Source organism: Ruania alba, assembly GCF_900105765.1.
Classification (GTDB): domain Bacteria; phylum Actinomycetota; class Actinomycetes; order Actinomycetales; family Beutenbergiaceae; genus Ruania; species Ruania alba.
Window position 1 is genome coordinate 1,570,231 of record NZ_FNTX01000001.1, and the last position, 14,486, is coordinate 1,584,716.

The 14,486-nt window shown below is 69.6% G+C and carries 17 protein-coding genes and 1 riboswitch; of the genes, 16 read left to right on the top strand and 1 reads right to left on the bottom strand.

Annotated features, from left to right (window positions below; all coding sequences use genetic code 11):
• Positions 1-42: 42 nt before the first annotated feature.
• The 12 genes from BLU77_RS07205 (at position 43) to BLU77_RS07255 (ending at position 10,662) form a co-directional block, all read left to right on the top strand.
• Entirely contained in the window at positions 43-669 is a 627-nt protein-coding gene (locus BLU77_RS07205; protein WP_089772311.1) for an HAD family hydrolase, read from the top strand.
• A gap of 43 nt (positions 670-712) precedes the next feature.
• The gene (locus tag BLU77_RS07210; RefSeq protein WP_089772312.1) at positions 713-1,339 is read left to right on the top strand and encodes a CG0192-related protein; all 627 of its coding nucleotides are present in this window, start codon (positions 713-715) and stop codon (positions 1,337-1,339) included.
• Between the two features lie 326 nt (positions 1,340-1,665).
• Positions 1,666-2,673 carry a DUF222 domain-containing protein gene (locus BLU77_RS07215; RefSeq protein ID WP_089772313.1) on the top strand — a complete coding sequence of 336 codons (1,008 nt, stop codon included), beginning with the start codon at positions 1,666-1,668 and terminating at the stop codon, positions 2,671-2,673.
• 83 nt (positions 2,674-2,756) lie between these two features.
• A complete protein-coding gene (locus BLU77_RS23170; protein WP_425441219.1) occupies positions 2,757-3,482 on the top strand; it encodes an HNH endonuclease in 726 nt (241 codons plus the stop codon).
• A 179-nt stretch (positions 3,483-3,661) separates the two neighbouring features.
• Positions 3,662-4,618, top strand: a complete 957-nt coding sequence (gene fmt, locus BLU77_RS07220) for a methionyl-tRNA formyltransferase (protein ID WP_089772314.1) — start codon at positions 3,662-3,664, stop codon at positions 4,616-4,618.
• Positions 4,615-6,234, top strand: a complete 1,620-nt coding sequence (locus BLU77_RS07225; protein ID WP_089772315.1) for an RsmB/NOP family class I SAM-dependent RNA methyltransferase — start codon at positions 4,615-4,617, stop codon at positions 6,232-6,234. The genes fmt and BLU77_RS07225 overlap by 4 nt, the downstream gene beginning before the upstream one ends.
• Positions 6,235-6,280: 46 nt before the next feature.
• The gene (rpe, locus tag BLU77_RS07230; RefSeq protein ID WP_425441211.1) at positions 6,281-6,967 is read left to right on the top strand and encodes a ribulose-phosphate 3-epimerase; all 687 of its coding nucleotides are present in this window, start codon (positions 6,281-6,283) and stop codon (positions 6,965-6,967) included.
• Between the two features lie 31 nt (positions 6,968-6,998).
• A riboswitch (FMN riboswitch) is annotated at positions 6,999-7,126 on the top strand.
• Positions 7,127-7,217: 91 nt separating this feature from the next.
• Positions 7,218-8,003, top strand: coding sequence for an ABC transporter permease (locus BLU77_RS07235; RefSeq protein WP_089772316.1), 786 nt, complete (start codon positions 7,218-7,220; stop codon positions 8,001-8,003).
• A complete protein-coding gene (locus BLU77_RS07240; protein WP_175476968.1) occupies positions 8,000-9,025 on the top strand; it encodes an ABC transporter substrate-binding protein in 1,026 nt (341 codons plus the stop codon). The genes BLU77_RS07235 and BLU77_RS07240 overlap by 4 nt, the downstream gene beginning before the upstream one ends.
• 11 nt (positions 9,026-9,036) lie before the next feature.
• Positions 9,037-9,300 carry a phosphoribosyl-ATP diphosphatase gene (locus BLU77_RS07245; protein ID WP_089772318.1) on the top strand — a complete coding sequence of 88 codons (264 nt, stop codon included), beginning with the start codon at positions 9,037-9,039 and terminating at the stop codon, positions 9,298-9,300.
• A gap of 43 nt (positions 9,301-9,343) precedes the next feature.
• Positions 9,344-10,189, top strand: coding sequence for an ATP phosphoribosyltransferase (gene hisG, locus BLU77_RS07250; protein WP_089772319.1), 846 nt, complete (start codon positions 9,344-9,346; stop codon positions 10,187-10,189).
• A 5-nt stretch (positions 10,190-10,194) separates the two neighbouring features.
• Positions 10,195-10,662, top strand: coding sequence for a PH domain-containing protein (locus BLU77_RS07255; RefSeq protein WP_089772320.1), 468 nt, complete (start codon positions 10,195-10,197; stop codon positions 10,660-10,662).
• Here BLU77_RS07255 and BLU77_RS07260 read toward each other — a convergent pair.
• Positions 10,591-11,724, bottom strand: a complete 1,134-nt coding sequence (locus tag BLU77_RS07260; RefSeq protein WP_089772321.1) for a DUF3866 family protein — start codon at positions 11,722-11,724, stop codon at positions 10,591-10,593. The two genes, BLU77_RS07255 and BLU77_RS07260, sit on opposite strands and share 72 nt — an antisense overlap.
• 48 nt (positions 11,725-11,772) lie before the next feature.
• Here BLU77_RS07260 and BLU77_RS07265 point away from each other — a divergent pair, with 48 nt between their 5' ends.
• The 4 genes from BLU77_RS07265 to tatA are packed head-to-tail and all read left to right on the top strand — an operon-like array spanning position 11,773 to position 14,374.
• On the top strand, positions 11,773-12,714 hold the full coding sequence (locus tag BLU77_RS07265) for a helix-turn-helix transcriptional regulator (protein ID WP_245708710.1): 942 nt from the start codon (positions 11,773-11,775) through the stop codon (positions 12,712-12,714).
• The gene (locus BLU77_RS07270) at positions 12,714-13,712 is read left to right on the top strand and encodes a helix-turn-helix transcriptional regulator (RefSeq protein WP_089772323.1); all 999 of its coding nucleotides are present in this window, start codon (positions 12,714-12,716) and stop codon (positions 13,710-13,712) included. Before BLU77_RS07265 ends, BLU77_RS07270 begins: the two co-directional genes overlap by 1 nt.
• Before the next feature lie 9 nt (positions 13,713-13,721).
• Positions 13,722-14,045: a hypothetical protein gene (locus BLU77_RS07275; protein WP_089772324.1), complete on the top strand. Its 324-nt coding sequence runs from the start codon at positions 13,722-13,724 to the stop codon at positions 14,043-14,045.
• Positions 14,018-14,374: a twin-arginine translocase TatA/TatE family subunit gene (gene tatA, locus BLU77_RS07280; protein ID WP_245708711.1), complete on the top strand. Its 357-nt coding sequence runs from the start codon at positions 14,018-14,020 to the stop codon at positions 14,372-14,374. Before BLU77_RS07275 ends, tatA begins: the two co-directional genes overlap by 28 nt.
• Positions 14,375-14,486 lie beyond the last annotated feature (112 nt).

Sequence of the window (14,486 nt, forward strand, 5' to 3'; positions counted from 1 at the left end):
AGACCCGGCGCTGATCCGCCGGATGATGAGGAGACGAGGGTGATGGTGCAGGTGGATCGAGACGCTCCGGTAGAGGCCGTGGTCTTCGACCTGGGACAGGTGCTGGTCAGGTGGGACCCGCGGCGCGTCTGGGTCGAGGAGCTGGGGGAGCGGGGGACCGAGGACGTGCTCGACGCACTGGACTTCTTTGCACTGAACCGACGGCTGGACGCGGGGGAGCGGTGGGCGGACATCCGCCCGGAGGTGGCGGCACGGGCCGGCGATGTGGTGCGCCAGATGGACACCTATCTGGCCCGGTTCGATCTGGCCTTGTCCGGTCCGGTGCCGGGGATGGCGCAGCTCGTGGACGATCTGCAGTCGGCGGGTGTGCGGACCCTTGGTCTGACGAACTGGTCGGCGGAGACGTTCCATCATGGAGTAGCTGCGGCGCCGGCGATCGGGCGATTGGAAGCGGTCCTGGTCTCCGGGGAGGTCGGGATGGTGAAACCGGACCCGGCGATCTACGAGCTGCTGATCTCGCGGTTCTCGCTCGATCCGGGGCGGACGGCATTCATCGATGACAGTCCCGCGAACGTGGAGGCCGCCCGCGCCGCCGGGCTACGCGCAGAGGTGTTCACCTCGGCCGAGCGGTGGCGGGAGGCGCTGCAGGCGTGGGGAGTCACTGTCTAACGTGGGCCTGGGCGTTGGGGGCACGACACCATACGATGGCGCCATGGCACTCCTGCACCGGGCAACCCTGCATCCGACCAAGTTGGAGCTCGTGGCTGGCTGGGTGCCCCAGCAGCCGTGGGCGTCCGGGGCGGAGCCGACCGAGGTGGTGGCCGCATATCGCTTCGACGACCCGGATGGTCAGGTCGGTCTGGAGACGCTGCTGGTACGGACGGCCGACGGCGGACTGGTGCAGCTGCCGCTGACGTATCGTGCTGCTGAACTCGCCGGTGCCGGTGAGGCGTTGATCGGCACGATGGAGCACTCGGCACTCGGAACCCGGTGGGTCTACGACGCCCCGCGGGACCCCGTGCATATCGCTGCGCTGACGGCGGTGATGCGTGATGGAGGGAGCGGCGCCGAGCTGGTTGACGAGTCGGGCGAGCGGATCGTCCGAGATACCCAGGCCGAGGTCCATGGGACAGGGGCACTGCGGTCCCGACCTGTTGCTCCTGATCGCTACGAACCGGACCAACGCACGAACCAGTCGGTCTCCACCACTGCCGACGGTGAGTTCCTCGTGACGTACCGGCGCCCGCTCGTCGCATCGCCCTCGGACGGTGTGCGAGCGGCGTTGCGTGGCGTGTGGCAAGGGCAAGCAGAGACGGTCACGCTCGCGGTCCTGCGTTGAGAGAGCCGGCGGGGCTTCGCTCGACGCGTCTGAGTTCATGTCCGCCCGGTCGGTGAGTGGGACTCCCGGGAGCCTTCAACCATCATCAGTGTCAGTGCCGTCGGAGAGAATACGGAGATGACGTCGATAGTTGCTGACACGACATTCTCGGCCCTGGCCAGGATAAGGGCAGCAATTGTCTGTCCGGCTGTTCCTGGGCTGCGAATTGACCGATGCCACGCGGGTCTTTCAGATGCGTCTGGCCGATGTGCCGGTCATTGCGGGAGTTTTCCACAGGTGCCGATGCTGTCCGGCGCAATGTCAGTGCTTCCTGGGAGAATAAAGCCATGACCTCGACAGCCACTGGTCCCGCATTCTCGGCCCCGGCCGGAAACGCGGTGCTGGCTGCCCTGCGGGAGAACGTCACCACGGCTCGGGCGGTCGATGTCGAGCGTGCTGAGCTGGTGATCGCCTGGGTGGGTGAACGAGCGATCGACCCGGCCACCCGGGACACCACGGCTGGTGGGCCGGTGTTCGACCCGGACGAACACGCGGGCCTACCGGTTCCGGATGAACATGCCGGACTACCGGAGACGCTGGAGCGGGCCGGGTTGCCGGGCGAACATGAGGGGTTGCCGGGAACTGCGCAGCCGATGCGGTTGGCTGGGGATGGTGCCCCGTTGGTGTCGGATCTGGAGTTCACCCGGTTGGCGACGGCGTTGGGGCAGTCGAACGAGGCCGCACTGGGATATGTGGGCGCCATCGTGGAACTGGCCTACCGGTTGCCCCAACTCTGGGAACGGGTGCGGGCCGGGCAGGTGAGTGTCCACCGGGCACGGGCAGTGACCCGGATGACGAAACGCCTCCCGTTCGCGGGTGCGGCCTGGGTGGATGCGCAGGTGGCGTGGACGATCGGGTCCTGCACGGTCGCGCAGATCGAGCGGACCGTGACCGCCGCGATGGTGTCTTTTGATCCCGACCAAGCCGCGAAGGATGAGGAAGCGGCGTTGGAGGGGCGCCATTTCGACATCCGCCTCGATGAGGCAGGCACCACCGCAGCACCGGGACCAGGAGCAGGATTGGGTGTGGGGTCGGTGGTGCGGGTCGAAGGAGGCCTCGACCAGGCTGACGCGTTGGATCTTGAGGCTGCGGTGTCCGACCAGGCACGTGCGCTGGCGGGGTTCCTTCCCGGCACCAGTGAGGATGTGCGTCGTTCCTCGCCCGCGGACACATCACCTTGCCCATCCCCACCGCTGACACCAGCGGCGGTGGCGGTGGCGGTGGAAGGGCTGCTGGCGCCGCCGGCGCACGGCCGACCGCGACCGCCGGGCCCAGCGCGACCGAGACCAGCGTGAGCGGCGCGGGTCTCGACCCGATGACCGGGCCTACCTCCCCGACGGGGACACCCGGTGGTGCGGGTGGGATGGGTCGGACTGTGATGCTCTACCTGCACCTGCCCGCTGACGCCCTCAACGACCACGCCGAAGCCGGCACCGGTGAGAGCTCCGGTACCGGTGAGGGTGCGGGTAACTCTGGTGAAACGGGCCCTGAGTTCGGATGCGGGGTCGTGGGCCGGTGCGAAAACACTCGCTCCCCGGTCTCGAAAGAACAGATTCGCCACTGGTGCGGTACCGCTGGACGAATCCTGGTGCGTCCGGTGATCGATCTCGCAGGCTTCACCTCCGCGTCCACGTATGAGGCCAGCCCGACACTGCGCGAGCAGGTCATTCTTCGTGATGGACGGTGCCGGTTTCCCTATTGCAATCGCTCCGCGCGTTCTGCCGATCAGGATCATAGTGTTCCCTTCGATCAGGGCGGCCGAACCAGTTCGGTGAATATGGCCGCTTTGTGTCGACGTCATCACCGGGCGAAGACTCACGCCGGGTGGTCGTATTCGATGATCACGCCGGGCGTGTATTACTGGGCTGCACCCGATGGTGTGCTGTACCTGGTCACGCCCACCGGCACGTATCCCATCCCGAGCGCTGGGTCGGCCCGTCAACCAGGGAGCAGTCCGCCCGGTGGTCACAGGCATCCCCCACATGGTGCGGCTGAACCTCCCGGTGATCCCGGTGATCCCGGTGGTCTCGGTGATGCCGGCCGCCACGCCGGCAACTCCACACACTCGGATCCACCCGGCCACACCGACCCACCACCAGACTGACTACCCCGCCCCGAACCCCGCCGACACCACCCGTCGACGGGGACCTCGGCATGTCCGGGTGCCCTCAGGTAGCGCCCGCATTGCCGGGTACCCGCGGAAACCCGCGCTCCGCTGCCTCCCCGTCAGGCCAGCGGAGAACGAGCGCAGGAGAGGCTCCCCACCCACCTAGACTGGGACCCATGCGTGTTGTGTTCGCGGGGACGCCCGCCGTCGCCGTCCCGTCCCTGCACGCGCTGCTCGCCTCGGACCACGAGGTCGTTGGTGTCCTCACTCGACCGCCGGCTCCGGTCGGACGCAAGCGCGTTCTCACCCCCAGCCCGGTGCACCGTGCCGCGGAGGATGCCGGCCTCCCGGTGCTCACCTCAGACCGCCCGCATGCCGATGACATCCTCACCGCGCTTCACGCCCTGGAACCGGATGTATGCGCCGTCGTGGCCTATGGAGCGCTGCTGCGTGAACCCGCACTCTCCCTGCCTACGCACGGGTGGATCAACCTGCACTTCTCCCTCCTGCCGGCGTGGCGTGGTGCGGCCCCGGTGCAGCACGCGATCATCGCCGGGGACGAGATCACTGGTGCCAGCACGTTCCAGATCGAGGCAGGCCTGGACACCGGCCCCGTGCTCGGCACCATGACCGAGACGGTCCGGCCCACCGACACCAGCGGCACACTCCTCGACCGGCTCGCTGCCGCTGGTGCTCCGCTTCTGGTCTCCTCCCTGGACGCGATCGCCGACGGTTCGGCACGTCCGCAGCCGCAGCCCGACGACGGCGTCAGCCTCGCCCCCCGCCTGGCTGCCTCTGACGGCCACATCGACTGGCAACACCCCGCCGTTGCCATCGACCGCAGGATCCGCGGGTGCACACCGGCACCCGGCGCATGGACCACCCGTGACGGCTCTCGGGTGAAGCTCGGTCCGGTTGGCATCGCCACCGACGCCACCACGCTGGCGCCGGGTCAACTCGCCGTCACCAACGATGGTGTGCTCGTGGGCACAGGAACCCACCCCGTCCGCCTCGGCGAGATTGCACCACCCGGTAAGAGCTGGATGGCCGCCGCCGACTGGGCCCGCGGGGCCCGGCTGGACGCAGCAGCCGCCTTCGACGTGACCGGAGACTCGGAGGGGACGATCCGATGAACGAGGACTCCAGCGCCGACGGCGGACGGTCGGATCGCGAAGGGCGGCGCACCTCCGGCGGTGGTCACCAGCACGGGGGTGCCCGCCGCGGCGACGGCCAGCCCGGTGATGGTCGAGGTGGTGATGGCCGAGGTGGTGACAGCCGACCGAGGGCCGGTCGCCCAGTCCGCGACCGACCCAACGGCGGGCGTCCCGCCCGGCAACGCACCGCACAGCGTCCCGCCGACCGGGCCCGGGACGCCGACCCGGCACGCCGCGCGGCCTACGACACCCTGCGTACCGTGGCCGACTCCGACTCCTACGCCAATCTCACGTTGCCGCCCCTGCTGCGCCAGCGCGGCATCCGCGGTCGCGACGCGGCCTTCGCCACCGAGCTCGCCTACGGGACCTTGCGCTATCGCGACCGCTACGACGCCGTCATCGCCACCGTCTCGGCCCGTCCGCTCGCGCAGCTCGACCCACCGGTGCTGGACGTACTCCGGCTCGGTGTGCACCAGGTACTGGCCATGCGGGTACCCGACCACGCGGCTGTCTCCGCCACGGTCGGCCTCGCCCGCGGCACGGTCGGGGCCGGTTCTGCCCAGTTCGTGAACGCCATCCTGCGCCAGGTCACCGGCCGCCCCCTGGAGGAGTGGCTCGAGATCATCGGTGCCGAGACCGCGGACGAGACCGAACGACTCGCCGTCACCACCTCCCACCCCTCCTGGATCGTGCGTGCACTCCGTCACGCGCTCAGTGAGACGCCCGAGGGTGCCGACGACCTCCCCGCCCTGCTCGACGCGGACAACGCCGCCCCCGCCGTCACCGTGGTGCTTCGCCCCGGACTGGCGACCACAGAGGATGTGCCCGATGCCGAGCCCGGCAGGTGGACGAGTACCGCCCGCGTCCTCACCCACGGTGACCCTGCCGCGCTCGACGTGGTTCGTCACGCACGTGCCGGCGTCCAGGACGAGGGCAGCCAGCTCGTCACCCTCGCCGCCGCGGCCGCACAGGTGGACGGCCCGGACACCACCTGGCTCGACCTGTGCGCCGGCCCCGGCGGCAAGGCAGCACTGTTCGGCGCCCTGCTCGCCGAGCGCGCCCCCGGCGGGGTGCTCATCGCGAATGAGTTCTCGCCACACCGCACCCGGCTCGTCGAGCAGTCCACGGCAGCGTTGAGAGAAATCCTGCCTGGGCTGGACGTCCGCACCGGGGACGGCCGCGAAGTCGGTCCGGAGGACGCGGGCAATCCGGACGGTTTCGATCGTGTCCTGGTGGATGTCCCGTGCACCGGTCTCGGCGCCCTGCGCCGCCGCCCCGAGTCGCGCTGGCGCCGCACCCCGAAGGACCTGGCCACCCTCGGCCCACTGCAACGGGAACTGCTCACGGCAGCCCTGCAGGCCACCCGGCCCGGGGGAGTGGTCGCCTACGTGACCTGCTCCCCGCACGTGGCCGAAACCCGCACGGTGGTCCAGGACGTGCTCAAGCGCACCGAACACGCCGAGCTGCTGAACGCCGTCGAGATCGCTGCCCAGGTGACCACCACCCCACTGCCTGCGCAAGACGGCCCGTTCCTGCAGCTGTGGCCACACCGGCACGGCACCGACGCGATGTTCCTGGCGCTGATCCGGCGCTGACCTGGTCCGAGGCTGTGCCGCCCTGGCTCTCGATAGGCTGGCAACCATGACGACAGTGCCCGATGTGCCGATCCTGATCTCACCCAGCGTGCTGAACGCGGACCTGGCCAACCTCACCGACGAAATCGGCCGGATCACCCACGCCGACTATGTGCACCTGGACGTCATGGACAACCATTTCGTCCCGAACATGACCTTCGGGCTTCCGGTGGTCGAACGTATCCTCGCCACCACCGACGTCCCGGCCGATGTGCACCTGATGATCGACCACCCGGACGAGTGGGCGCCCGCGTACGCCGAGGCCGGTGCCGCCTCCGTCACCTTCCACGCCGAAGCGTCCAACGCACCCGTTCGCCTCGCCCGCGAGCTCCGCGCGAAGGGTGCCCGGGCAAGTATCGCCCTACGACCGGCCACGGGTGTGGAGGGCTATCTCGACCTGCTGGACGAGTTCGACATGGTGCTGGTGATGACCGTCGAGCCAGGGTTCGGCGGCCAGTCGCTGATCACCGGCACCCTGCCCAAGATTCGCCGCACCCGGGAGGCGATCACCGCACTGGGCCGGGACATCTGGGTGCAGGTGGACGGTGGGATCTCGCGCGACACGATTGCGACAGCGGCCGCCGCCGGAGCGAACATGTTCGTCGCCGGATCGGCCGTCTACTCCGCGGACGACCCGAACGCCGAGATCGGCGCCCTGCGCGAGACGGCCACCGCCGCCTACCGCAGTGCTTAGCCGTCGATATGCGAGAATGCTCGCAGAGTCCAACGTGCTCCGGGGTCGGTGAAAGTCCGAACCGGCGGTGACAGTCCGCGACCCGGCCGCCTCGGCGGTCGGTTGACCTGGTGAAACTCCAGGACCGACGGTGAAAGTCCGGATGGGAGGAAGCACGCGGCGCACGCAACGAGCGTGACGTCGAGGGTCGTCCGTGGCGCGGTGCCCGACGGCCCGACCCCGGGAGTACCTGGGGAAGGGAACACCCGCGATGTCCAGGCCCCGCCGCGGCAGTTCCGCGAGGATCGCCGACGCCGCTGATCTCGTCGGCCCCTCAGTGCTCCCGCCCGTCGTGCTCGGCGTGGCCGGCCTCCTGCTCTGGGAGATCGCCGCCGGGCTCACCCCCTCGCGTGTGCTCCCGGCCCCCAGCACGCTGATGGTCCGCCTCGTCGCCGAGCTGCGCGACGGTGACATCCTCACCTACGCCGGCGCCACCCTGGCCGAGAGTCTGCTCGGGTGCCTGATCGCCCTGGTCGTCGCCCTGCCGCTCGGGTACCTGATCGCCCGCTCATCGGCCGCCTCAGCGGCTCTCGGTCCCTATCTGGCCGCCACTCAAGCGATCCCGGCGGTGGCGCTGGCCCCGCTGATCGTGCTCTGGTTCGGCTATGGCCTCGTCCCCGTGGCTCTGCTGTGCGCCCTGCTGGTCTTCTTCCCGATCGTGGTGAACACCGCCCTGGGCCTGTCCGGGCTGGACGAGGAGGTCCTCGGTGCCGCCCAGCTCGACGGCGCCGGACGCTGGGGGATGCTGCTGCACATCGAGGGCCCGCTGGCGATGCCATCGGTGCTGGCCGGTGTGCGCAACGGTTTCGTGCTCTCCATCACCGGGGCCGTGGTGGGGGAGTTCGTGATGGGCGGGCAGGGCCTCGGTCTGCTGCTGTCCATCTATCGCGATCGGTCGGACACCACCGGCATGTTCGCCACCTTGATCGTCCTGGCCGCGTGTGCGGTCGGGTTCTACCTGCTCGTGCGAGCCCTGGAGAGAAGAGTCCGATGGTGAGATCCCACCCCCGACGGCGCGCGCTGCTCGCCGTTGCCAGCGTCACCGTGGCCGCCGCGTTGAGTGCGTGCACCAGTTCCACCAGCGATCCCACTGACGGCGGTACGTCCGCCGCCGAGTCGAGCTCGCTGACCATCGGCCTGACTTATGTGCCGAACGTGCAGTTCGCCCCGTTCTACCGTGCCGAGCAGCAGGGGTACTTCGACGAGGCCGGGGTGGATGTGACGCTGCGTCACCACGGGGAGGCCGAGGACCTGTTCGGTGCCCTGACGGACGGGACCGAGCACGTGGTGGTCGCCGGTGGCGACGAGATGATGCAGGCCCGCGACCAGGGTGTCCCCGTGGTGAGCATCGCCACCCTGTACACCTCCTACCCGGTCGCGTTGATCGTGCCGTCCGACTCCGAGATCCAGTCCCCGGACGACCTGGCCGGGCACACCGTCGGGGTGCCGGGGCCGTTCGGGGAGACCTACTTCGGGCTGCTCGCCATGCTTCAGGAAGCGGGCCTGACCGAGGACGACGTCTCCATCGAGCACATCGGGTTCACTCAACAGTCCGCGCTCAGTGAGGGACATGTGGACGCCGTGATGGGTTACCAGAACAATGACGTCCCTCAGTTCGCCGCGACGGGGCTGGAGGTGCGTGCGGTGCCGATCGGGGACGTGCCGTTGGTCGGGATCGGCCTCGGCACCACCGACGAGCTCACCACGACCGAGACCGAGGCGCTGCGGGGTGTGGTCGCCGCCGTCGAGCGGGCCGTTGCCGACCTGGTGGCCGACCCACAGCTCGGCGTGGACGCGGCGGTCGAGGAGATCCCCGGCACTGTGGATGCCGAGCAGGAGGCCATCATGCACGCCACGATGGAGGCCACCGTCCCGCTGTACGGGGAACCCGGACCGGGCTGGGGCGCCCACACGGGTCCGTGGCAGGAGATGTCGGCGTTCCTTGCCGAGGCAGGCCTCACCTCCGCGATCGTCCCAGCAGATGAGGCGTACAACAACGCGTTCACCGATGACGAGTAGGCTCTTGCTACGTGAAGACCTTCGACGACCTCTTCGCTGAGCTCCAGCACAAGGCACAGACCCGCCCCGACGGTTCCGGAACCGTCGCCGAGCTCGATGCCGGCGTCCATACGATCGGCAAGAAGATCGTCGAGGAGGCCGCCGAGGTGTGGATGGCGGCGGAGTACCAGAGCGACGCCGAAGCGGCCGAGGAGATCTCCCAGCTGCTGTATCACCTGCAGGTGATGATGCTCGCCCGCGGTCTCAGCCTCGAGGACGTTTACGCGCACCTGTGAGGTGCCTGCCCCTACCCCCACATCACGACCCCGAAGGACCCCCGTGCTCCGTATCGCCGTGCCCAACAAGGGCTCCCTCTCCGAGCCCGCGAGCCAGATGTTGCGTGAGGCCGGATACCGGCAGCGCCGCGACGGCCGCGAGCTGGTACTGCCCGACGTCGAGAACGACGTCGAGTTCTTCTTCTTGCGCCCGCGCGACATCGCCGTCTACGTCGGCGAAGGTGTGGTCGACGCCGGGATCACCGGCCGTGACCTGCTGCTCGACTCCGGTGTGGACGCCATCGAACATCGCGCCCTCGACTTCGCCGGTTCCACGTTCCGCTTCGCCGGACCGCCGGAGACGGTGACCTCCCTCGCCGACGTCCAGGGCAAGCGGGTGGCCACCAGCTATGCGCACCTGGTGGGCACGTACCTGGCCGAGCGCGGGATCGACGCTCATGTGGTGCGGCTCGACGGCGCGATCGAATCCACCGTGCGGCTCGGTGTCTCGGACCTGGTGGCCGATGTGGTGGAGACCGGCGGCACCCTCCGCGCCGCCGGCCTGCACGTCTTCGGTGAACCGATCCTGCAGTCGGAGGCCGTGCTGATCCGGCCCAGCGGCGCCGAGCCCCAGCCCGGACTGGAGACCCTCGATCGCCGATTGAACGGGGTGCTGGTGGCACGCAAGTACGTGCTGATGGACTACGACTGCCCCGTGGAGCACGTGGAGGCCTGTGTCGCCGTCACCCCCGGCCTGGAGTCGCCCACCGTCTCCCCGTTGCACGACACCGGGTGGAAAGCCGTGCGCGCCATGGTGCCGCGGAACCAGACGAACCCGATCATGGATCAGCTCTACGAGCTCGGCGCGCGCGCCATCATCGTGACCGGGATCCACGCCAGCAGGCTCTGACACTGATGGCCCCGGCCGAGCACGCACCAGATCTGTACGCGCCGTTCCGGCCGCGCGCCACCCGCCTGGTCAGCATCGGCGTGATCGTGTGGCTGGTCGGCGGCTGGATCGTCTTCGTGCTGGTCGCCCGGGACCTCGCCGATGCGGCGACATACGTCGGCTCGGGTGTGCTGCTCGCCCTGATCGTGGCGCTCCTGGTGCGACTGGCGACCCTGGTGGCGGTGCCGGACCAGGACGGGCTTTTCGTCCGCAACGTGGTCTCGAGCCGGCGGTTGGACTGGGCGCAGATCGTCGACGTGCGGTTCGGGGAGCGGGACTGGGTGTCCCTCGATCTCACCGACGGCCGTGTGCTCGCCGTGATGGCGATCCAGCGCGTGGACGGCGACCGTGCCCGTCGCGACTCACGCCGGTTGGCCACCCTCGTCGCCCGCCACGAGCCGGGCGGCGTGGATGCCGGCGACAGCGGCGGCTAGGAAGGCTCCCGGGTCGTCAGCCAGGCCACGTCCCATGGTGGACAACTGCACGGGGGACTCCTGCAGAGCGTCCAGCAGGCCGTCAGTCGCCACCGGCACGAGCTGGTGCCGATCCGCCAGTGCACGCGCCTGCTCCTTCACCTGTGCCCCCAGCTCAGCCAGGTCGCCGTCCAGCTGAGGTACGGCGACGTCCGCCGCGCACAACGCCACCCGGCCGTACGCCGTCAGGCTGTGATGCGAGATCCCTCGGTGGCGTGCTCGAGGATCGGCACCGGAGACCCGGAGGCTGGCCACCGGACGTCCGCCCAGCGTGGCGGTCGCGTTCACCGCCTCACCGGCGCTCACCCCGGAGAATCCCCACCGCGTCCCGGTGCCGAGATTGCCCGGCCCCTGCGCCACCACGACCATGTCGGCACGGGCGACCAGCCGCGCCGCGAGCAGCCCGGAGTGCACGGTGACCGCTTCCAGATCGCCGCCGAAGGCCTGACCGACGGTGATGGTGGACTGCACCCAGTCGCGGGCACGGAGTGTCGCCACGGACCGAGAGAACCACGCCGGCAGCGCACCGCCGTCCGTCATCAGGTACGCCACCACGGGGGCCGGCCGGCCCAGCCGTACCGCCTCGTGCCGGGCTCCCGCGATGATCGCCGGCACCGCGGAGTGCAGGTCCGCGACCACCACGGGCAGCCCGCCGAGATCGTCAGCATCCCGGAGCAGGTCGTGGTCCGGGGACTCCTGCTCGTCGACGCCGAGCACCATCGTCTGCAGCGGCGTGTACCGCGCCTTCATGATGTGGCCAGGGCTGGTGGGCGGGTCGGCCGGCAGGTTGTCGGGGCGGGCCACCACGAATGCGTACCCGCCGGTACCCAGGCCCCGCGTCAACGCTGTGGTCGAGAGCAGTACCCGTTCGCCGACCTGCGGATGGCCGACCAGCTCCGGGTACGCCAGCGCCCGCACCTGCTCCTGCCCGCCCGCAGCCGCCGTCAGGACGACCTCGAGCTCGACCGCGCCTGACCACTGTTTTCGCACGGCCTGCACCACGCCGTCCCGCCACGTCATCACTCCGGCAACCTATCGCGGGTAGCGTGCTCTCCTATGAGGAGTGAGCGCGTGCCCGCTGCTGAGCGGCTGCTCGACCTGGTGATCGCCCTGAGCCACACCCGGCACCGGATGACCAAGGGGGACATCCGCCGCCAGGTGAACGGGTACGCCGACGCTGCCTCGGACGAGTCCTTCGACCGCATGTTCGAGCGGGACAAGGACCAGTTGCGGGAGCTGGGCATCCCGATCGTCACACTGACCGACTCCGCGCACGCCGACGACGTGGGGTACCGGATCGACATGGCCGAGTACCGGCTGCCGCCCGTGGACTTCACCGCGGCCGAGGTGGGGGTGCTCTCGCTGGCGGCACAGGTCTGGCAGGACTCCGCCTTCGCTGCGGACTCCCGGCGCGGCCTGACCAAGCTGCGCGCCGTGAGCGATCTCAGCGATCCTGCCGAACACACCGGCCTCGCCCTACGGGTGCGCGGACCGGACGCGGCCTTTCCGGACCTGCTGGAGGCGATCACCGACCGGATCGGTGTGCAGTTCACCTACCGTGCCGCCAACACGGGAACGACGGGGGACCGGTCGGTCCAGCCGTGGCGGCTGGTGGCGAAGGACCGCGGGTGGTACCTGATCGGGTTCGACAACGACCGGCAGGCGCAACGCTCGTTCCGTCTGTCCCGGATCATCGGCCGGGTTCACCGGGTTGGCCGGCCCGGGGAGGTGCAGATCCCGCAGCAGGTGGCACCGCACCCGGTACACACCACCGAGGTGGTGCTCGCCCTCGTCCCCGAGCGTGCCTCAGCGGTGCGGGCCCGCTCGGAGCCCGCCGAGCACCCGGCCGCAGTGGCCGATCGTGACGTGGTGCGCCTGGAGGTGACCGACACCGGCAGGTTCGCCGAAGAACTCGCCGGATACGGCGAGAACGTGCTGGTGCTCGAACCCGCCGAGCTTCGGCAGGCGGTCATCCAGCGGCTCCGTGCCGCGCAGACGTGGGGGAGGGGCTGATGGCCGAGACTGCCGGTGACCGGGTGGTGCGCATGCTCGCCCTGATCGCCTATCTGGACGACCACCCCGGTGTGCCGGTGGAGCAGGTGGCCGAGCACTTCGGGGTCAGCGTCGGGCAGGTGCTGATGGACGTGGATACGCTCTGGGTCTCCGGCACGCCCGGATACATGCACGACGACCTGATCGACTTCGCGGCCGATGATCACGAGCGCAACATCCTCACCCTCACCGACGCCCGCGGTATGGACCAGCCGCTGCGGCTGGGCCCGCAGGAGGCACTCGCCCTGCTGACGGCGCTGCGTTCGCTGCAGGAGACTCCCGGTCTGGCTGATGACGCCGTCCTCTCGAGCACCGCGGACAAGCTCGCCCGCGCCGCAGGTGCGGCGGCACAGGCCGCCGAATCGGTGGATGTGCGCGTCGGGGATACCTCCCGACCGGATGTCTCGGCGCGTCTGAGCCTGGTCCGGGACGCGCTTCGTGCCGGACGGCAGCTGCGGTTGCGATACGTCTCCGCCGCCGACACGGTCAGCGAACGCACCGTCGATCCCCTTCAGCTGCTCACCGACTCGGACCAGTGGTTCCTGCTCGCCTGGTGCCATCGCGCCACCGACGTGCGCCAGTTCCGGCTGGACCGGATGCTGGAGGCGACCCCGCTCGACGCCCCGGTGGGCGAGCACCCGCACGTGACCCTCCCGGGATCGGCGGAGCCACCGTTGACGGCGGCCCGCTGGCAGGTCCGGCTGGTCCTCTCCTCGCGCGCCCGATGGGTGGCCGAGCAGTACCCCGTCAGCACAGTGACCGACCTCGACGACGGACGCTTCGCCGTCGTGCTGGATGTGGTGGACCTCGCCTGGCTGCACAACCTGGTGCTCGGTCTGGGACCTGACGTGCATGAGGTGGAGCCGGCCGACGTGGCCGACGGGATCGCTGCCCGGGGCAGGGCCGCACTGGCGGCCTATGCTGCGGCCGGTCTGCTCGACGATGTCGATGTGCCCTAGGCTGATCCTATGATCTGGCTGGTGGTCTGGGCGGTGCTCGTCCTCGGTGCGTGCGTCGTGGGGTTCCTGATCGCTCGCCATCTGTGGCGTCAGTTCACGGCGCTGATGGCTCAAGCGCGGCACAGCGCCGAGGCGATGGAACGCCTCAATGCCGCCGTGGCTGAGCTGGAGGCGCAGGCACAGACATTCCGTCCGCACCTCGCTGCGACGGAGAGCCAACGGGAACAGTGGCGGCAGACACGAGCCGCGAACCTGGCCGCGCGTGCAATGCGCGTGCGTGAACGCCGATCGCGTACCCTGGAGAGGTGGCGGGCGATCGGCATGCCCCTGTGACGTGTGAGACCACCGACCGCCATGACCATTCCGACGGAGGAACCATCATGCTCAAGAATCCTGTCTTTTGGATCGTGATCATCGGCCTTGTGCTGCTGCTGTTCGGGGCCAGCCGCCTGCCCGACATCGCCGGCAACGTGGGCAAGTCGCTCAAGGTCTTCAAGAAGGAGATCAAGGAGTTGCAGGAGGACACCGACATCTCGGTCGACGACGTGACCGGTCAGCGCAAGGATGAAACCGGCACTACCGGCTCGGCCTCGAGCCCGTCCACCGATTCGCCCTCGTCGCCGTCCTTCGACCAGAAGCACGACGACCCGCGGTATACCTGACCTCAGGTGGTCTCACGAACGAACCCTGAGGGGCGGATGCCCCTCGGGGAGCATCTGCGAGAGCTGCGCAAGCGCCTGCTGCTCGCGATGGCCGGCCTGGTGGTCGGCACCA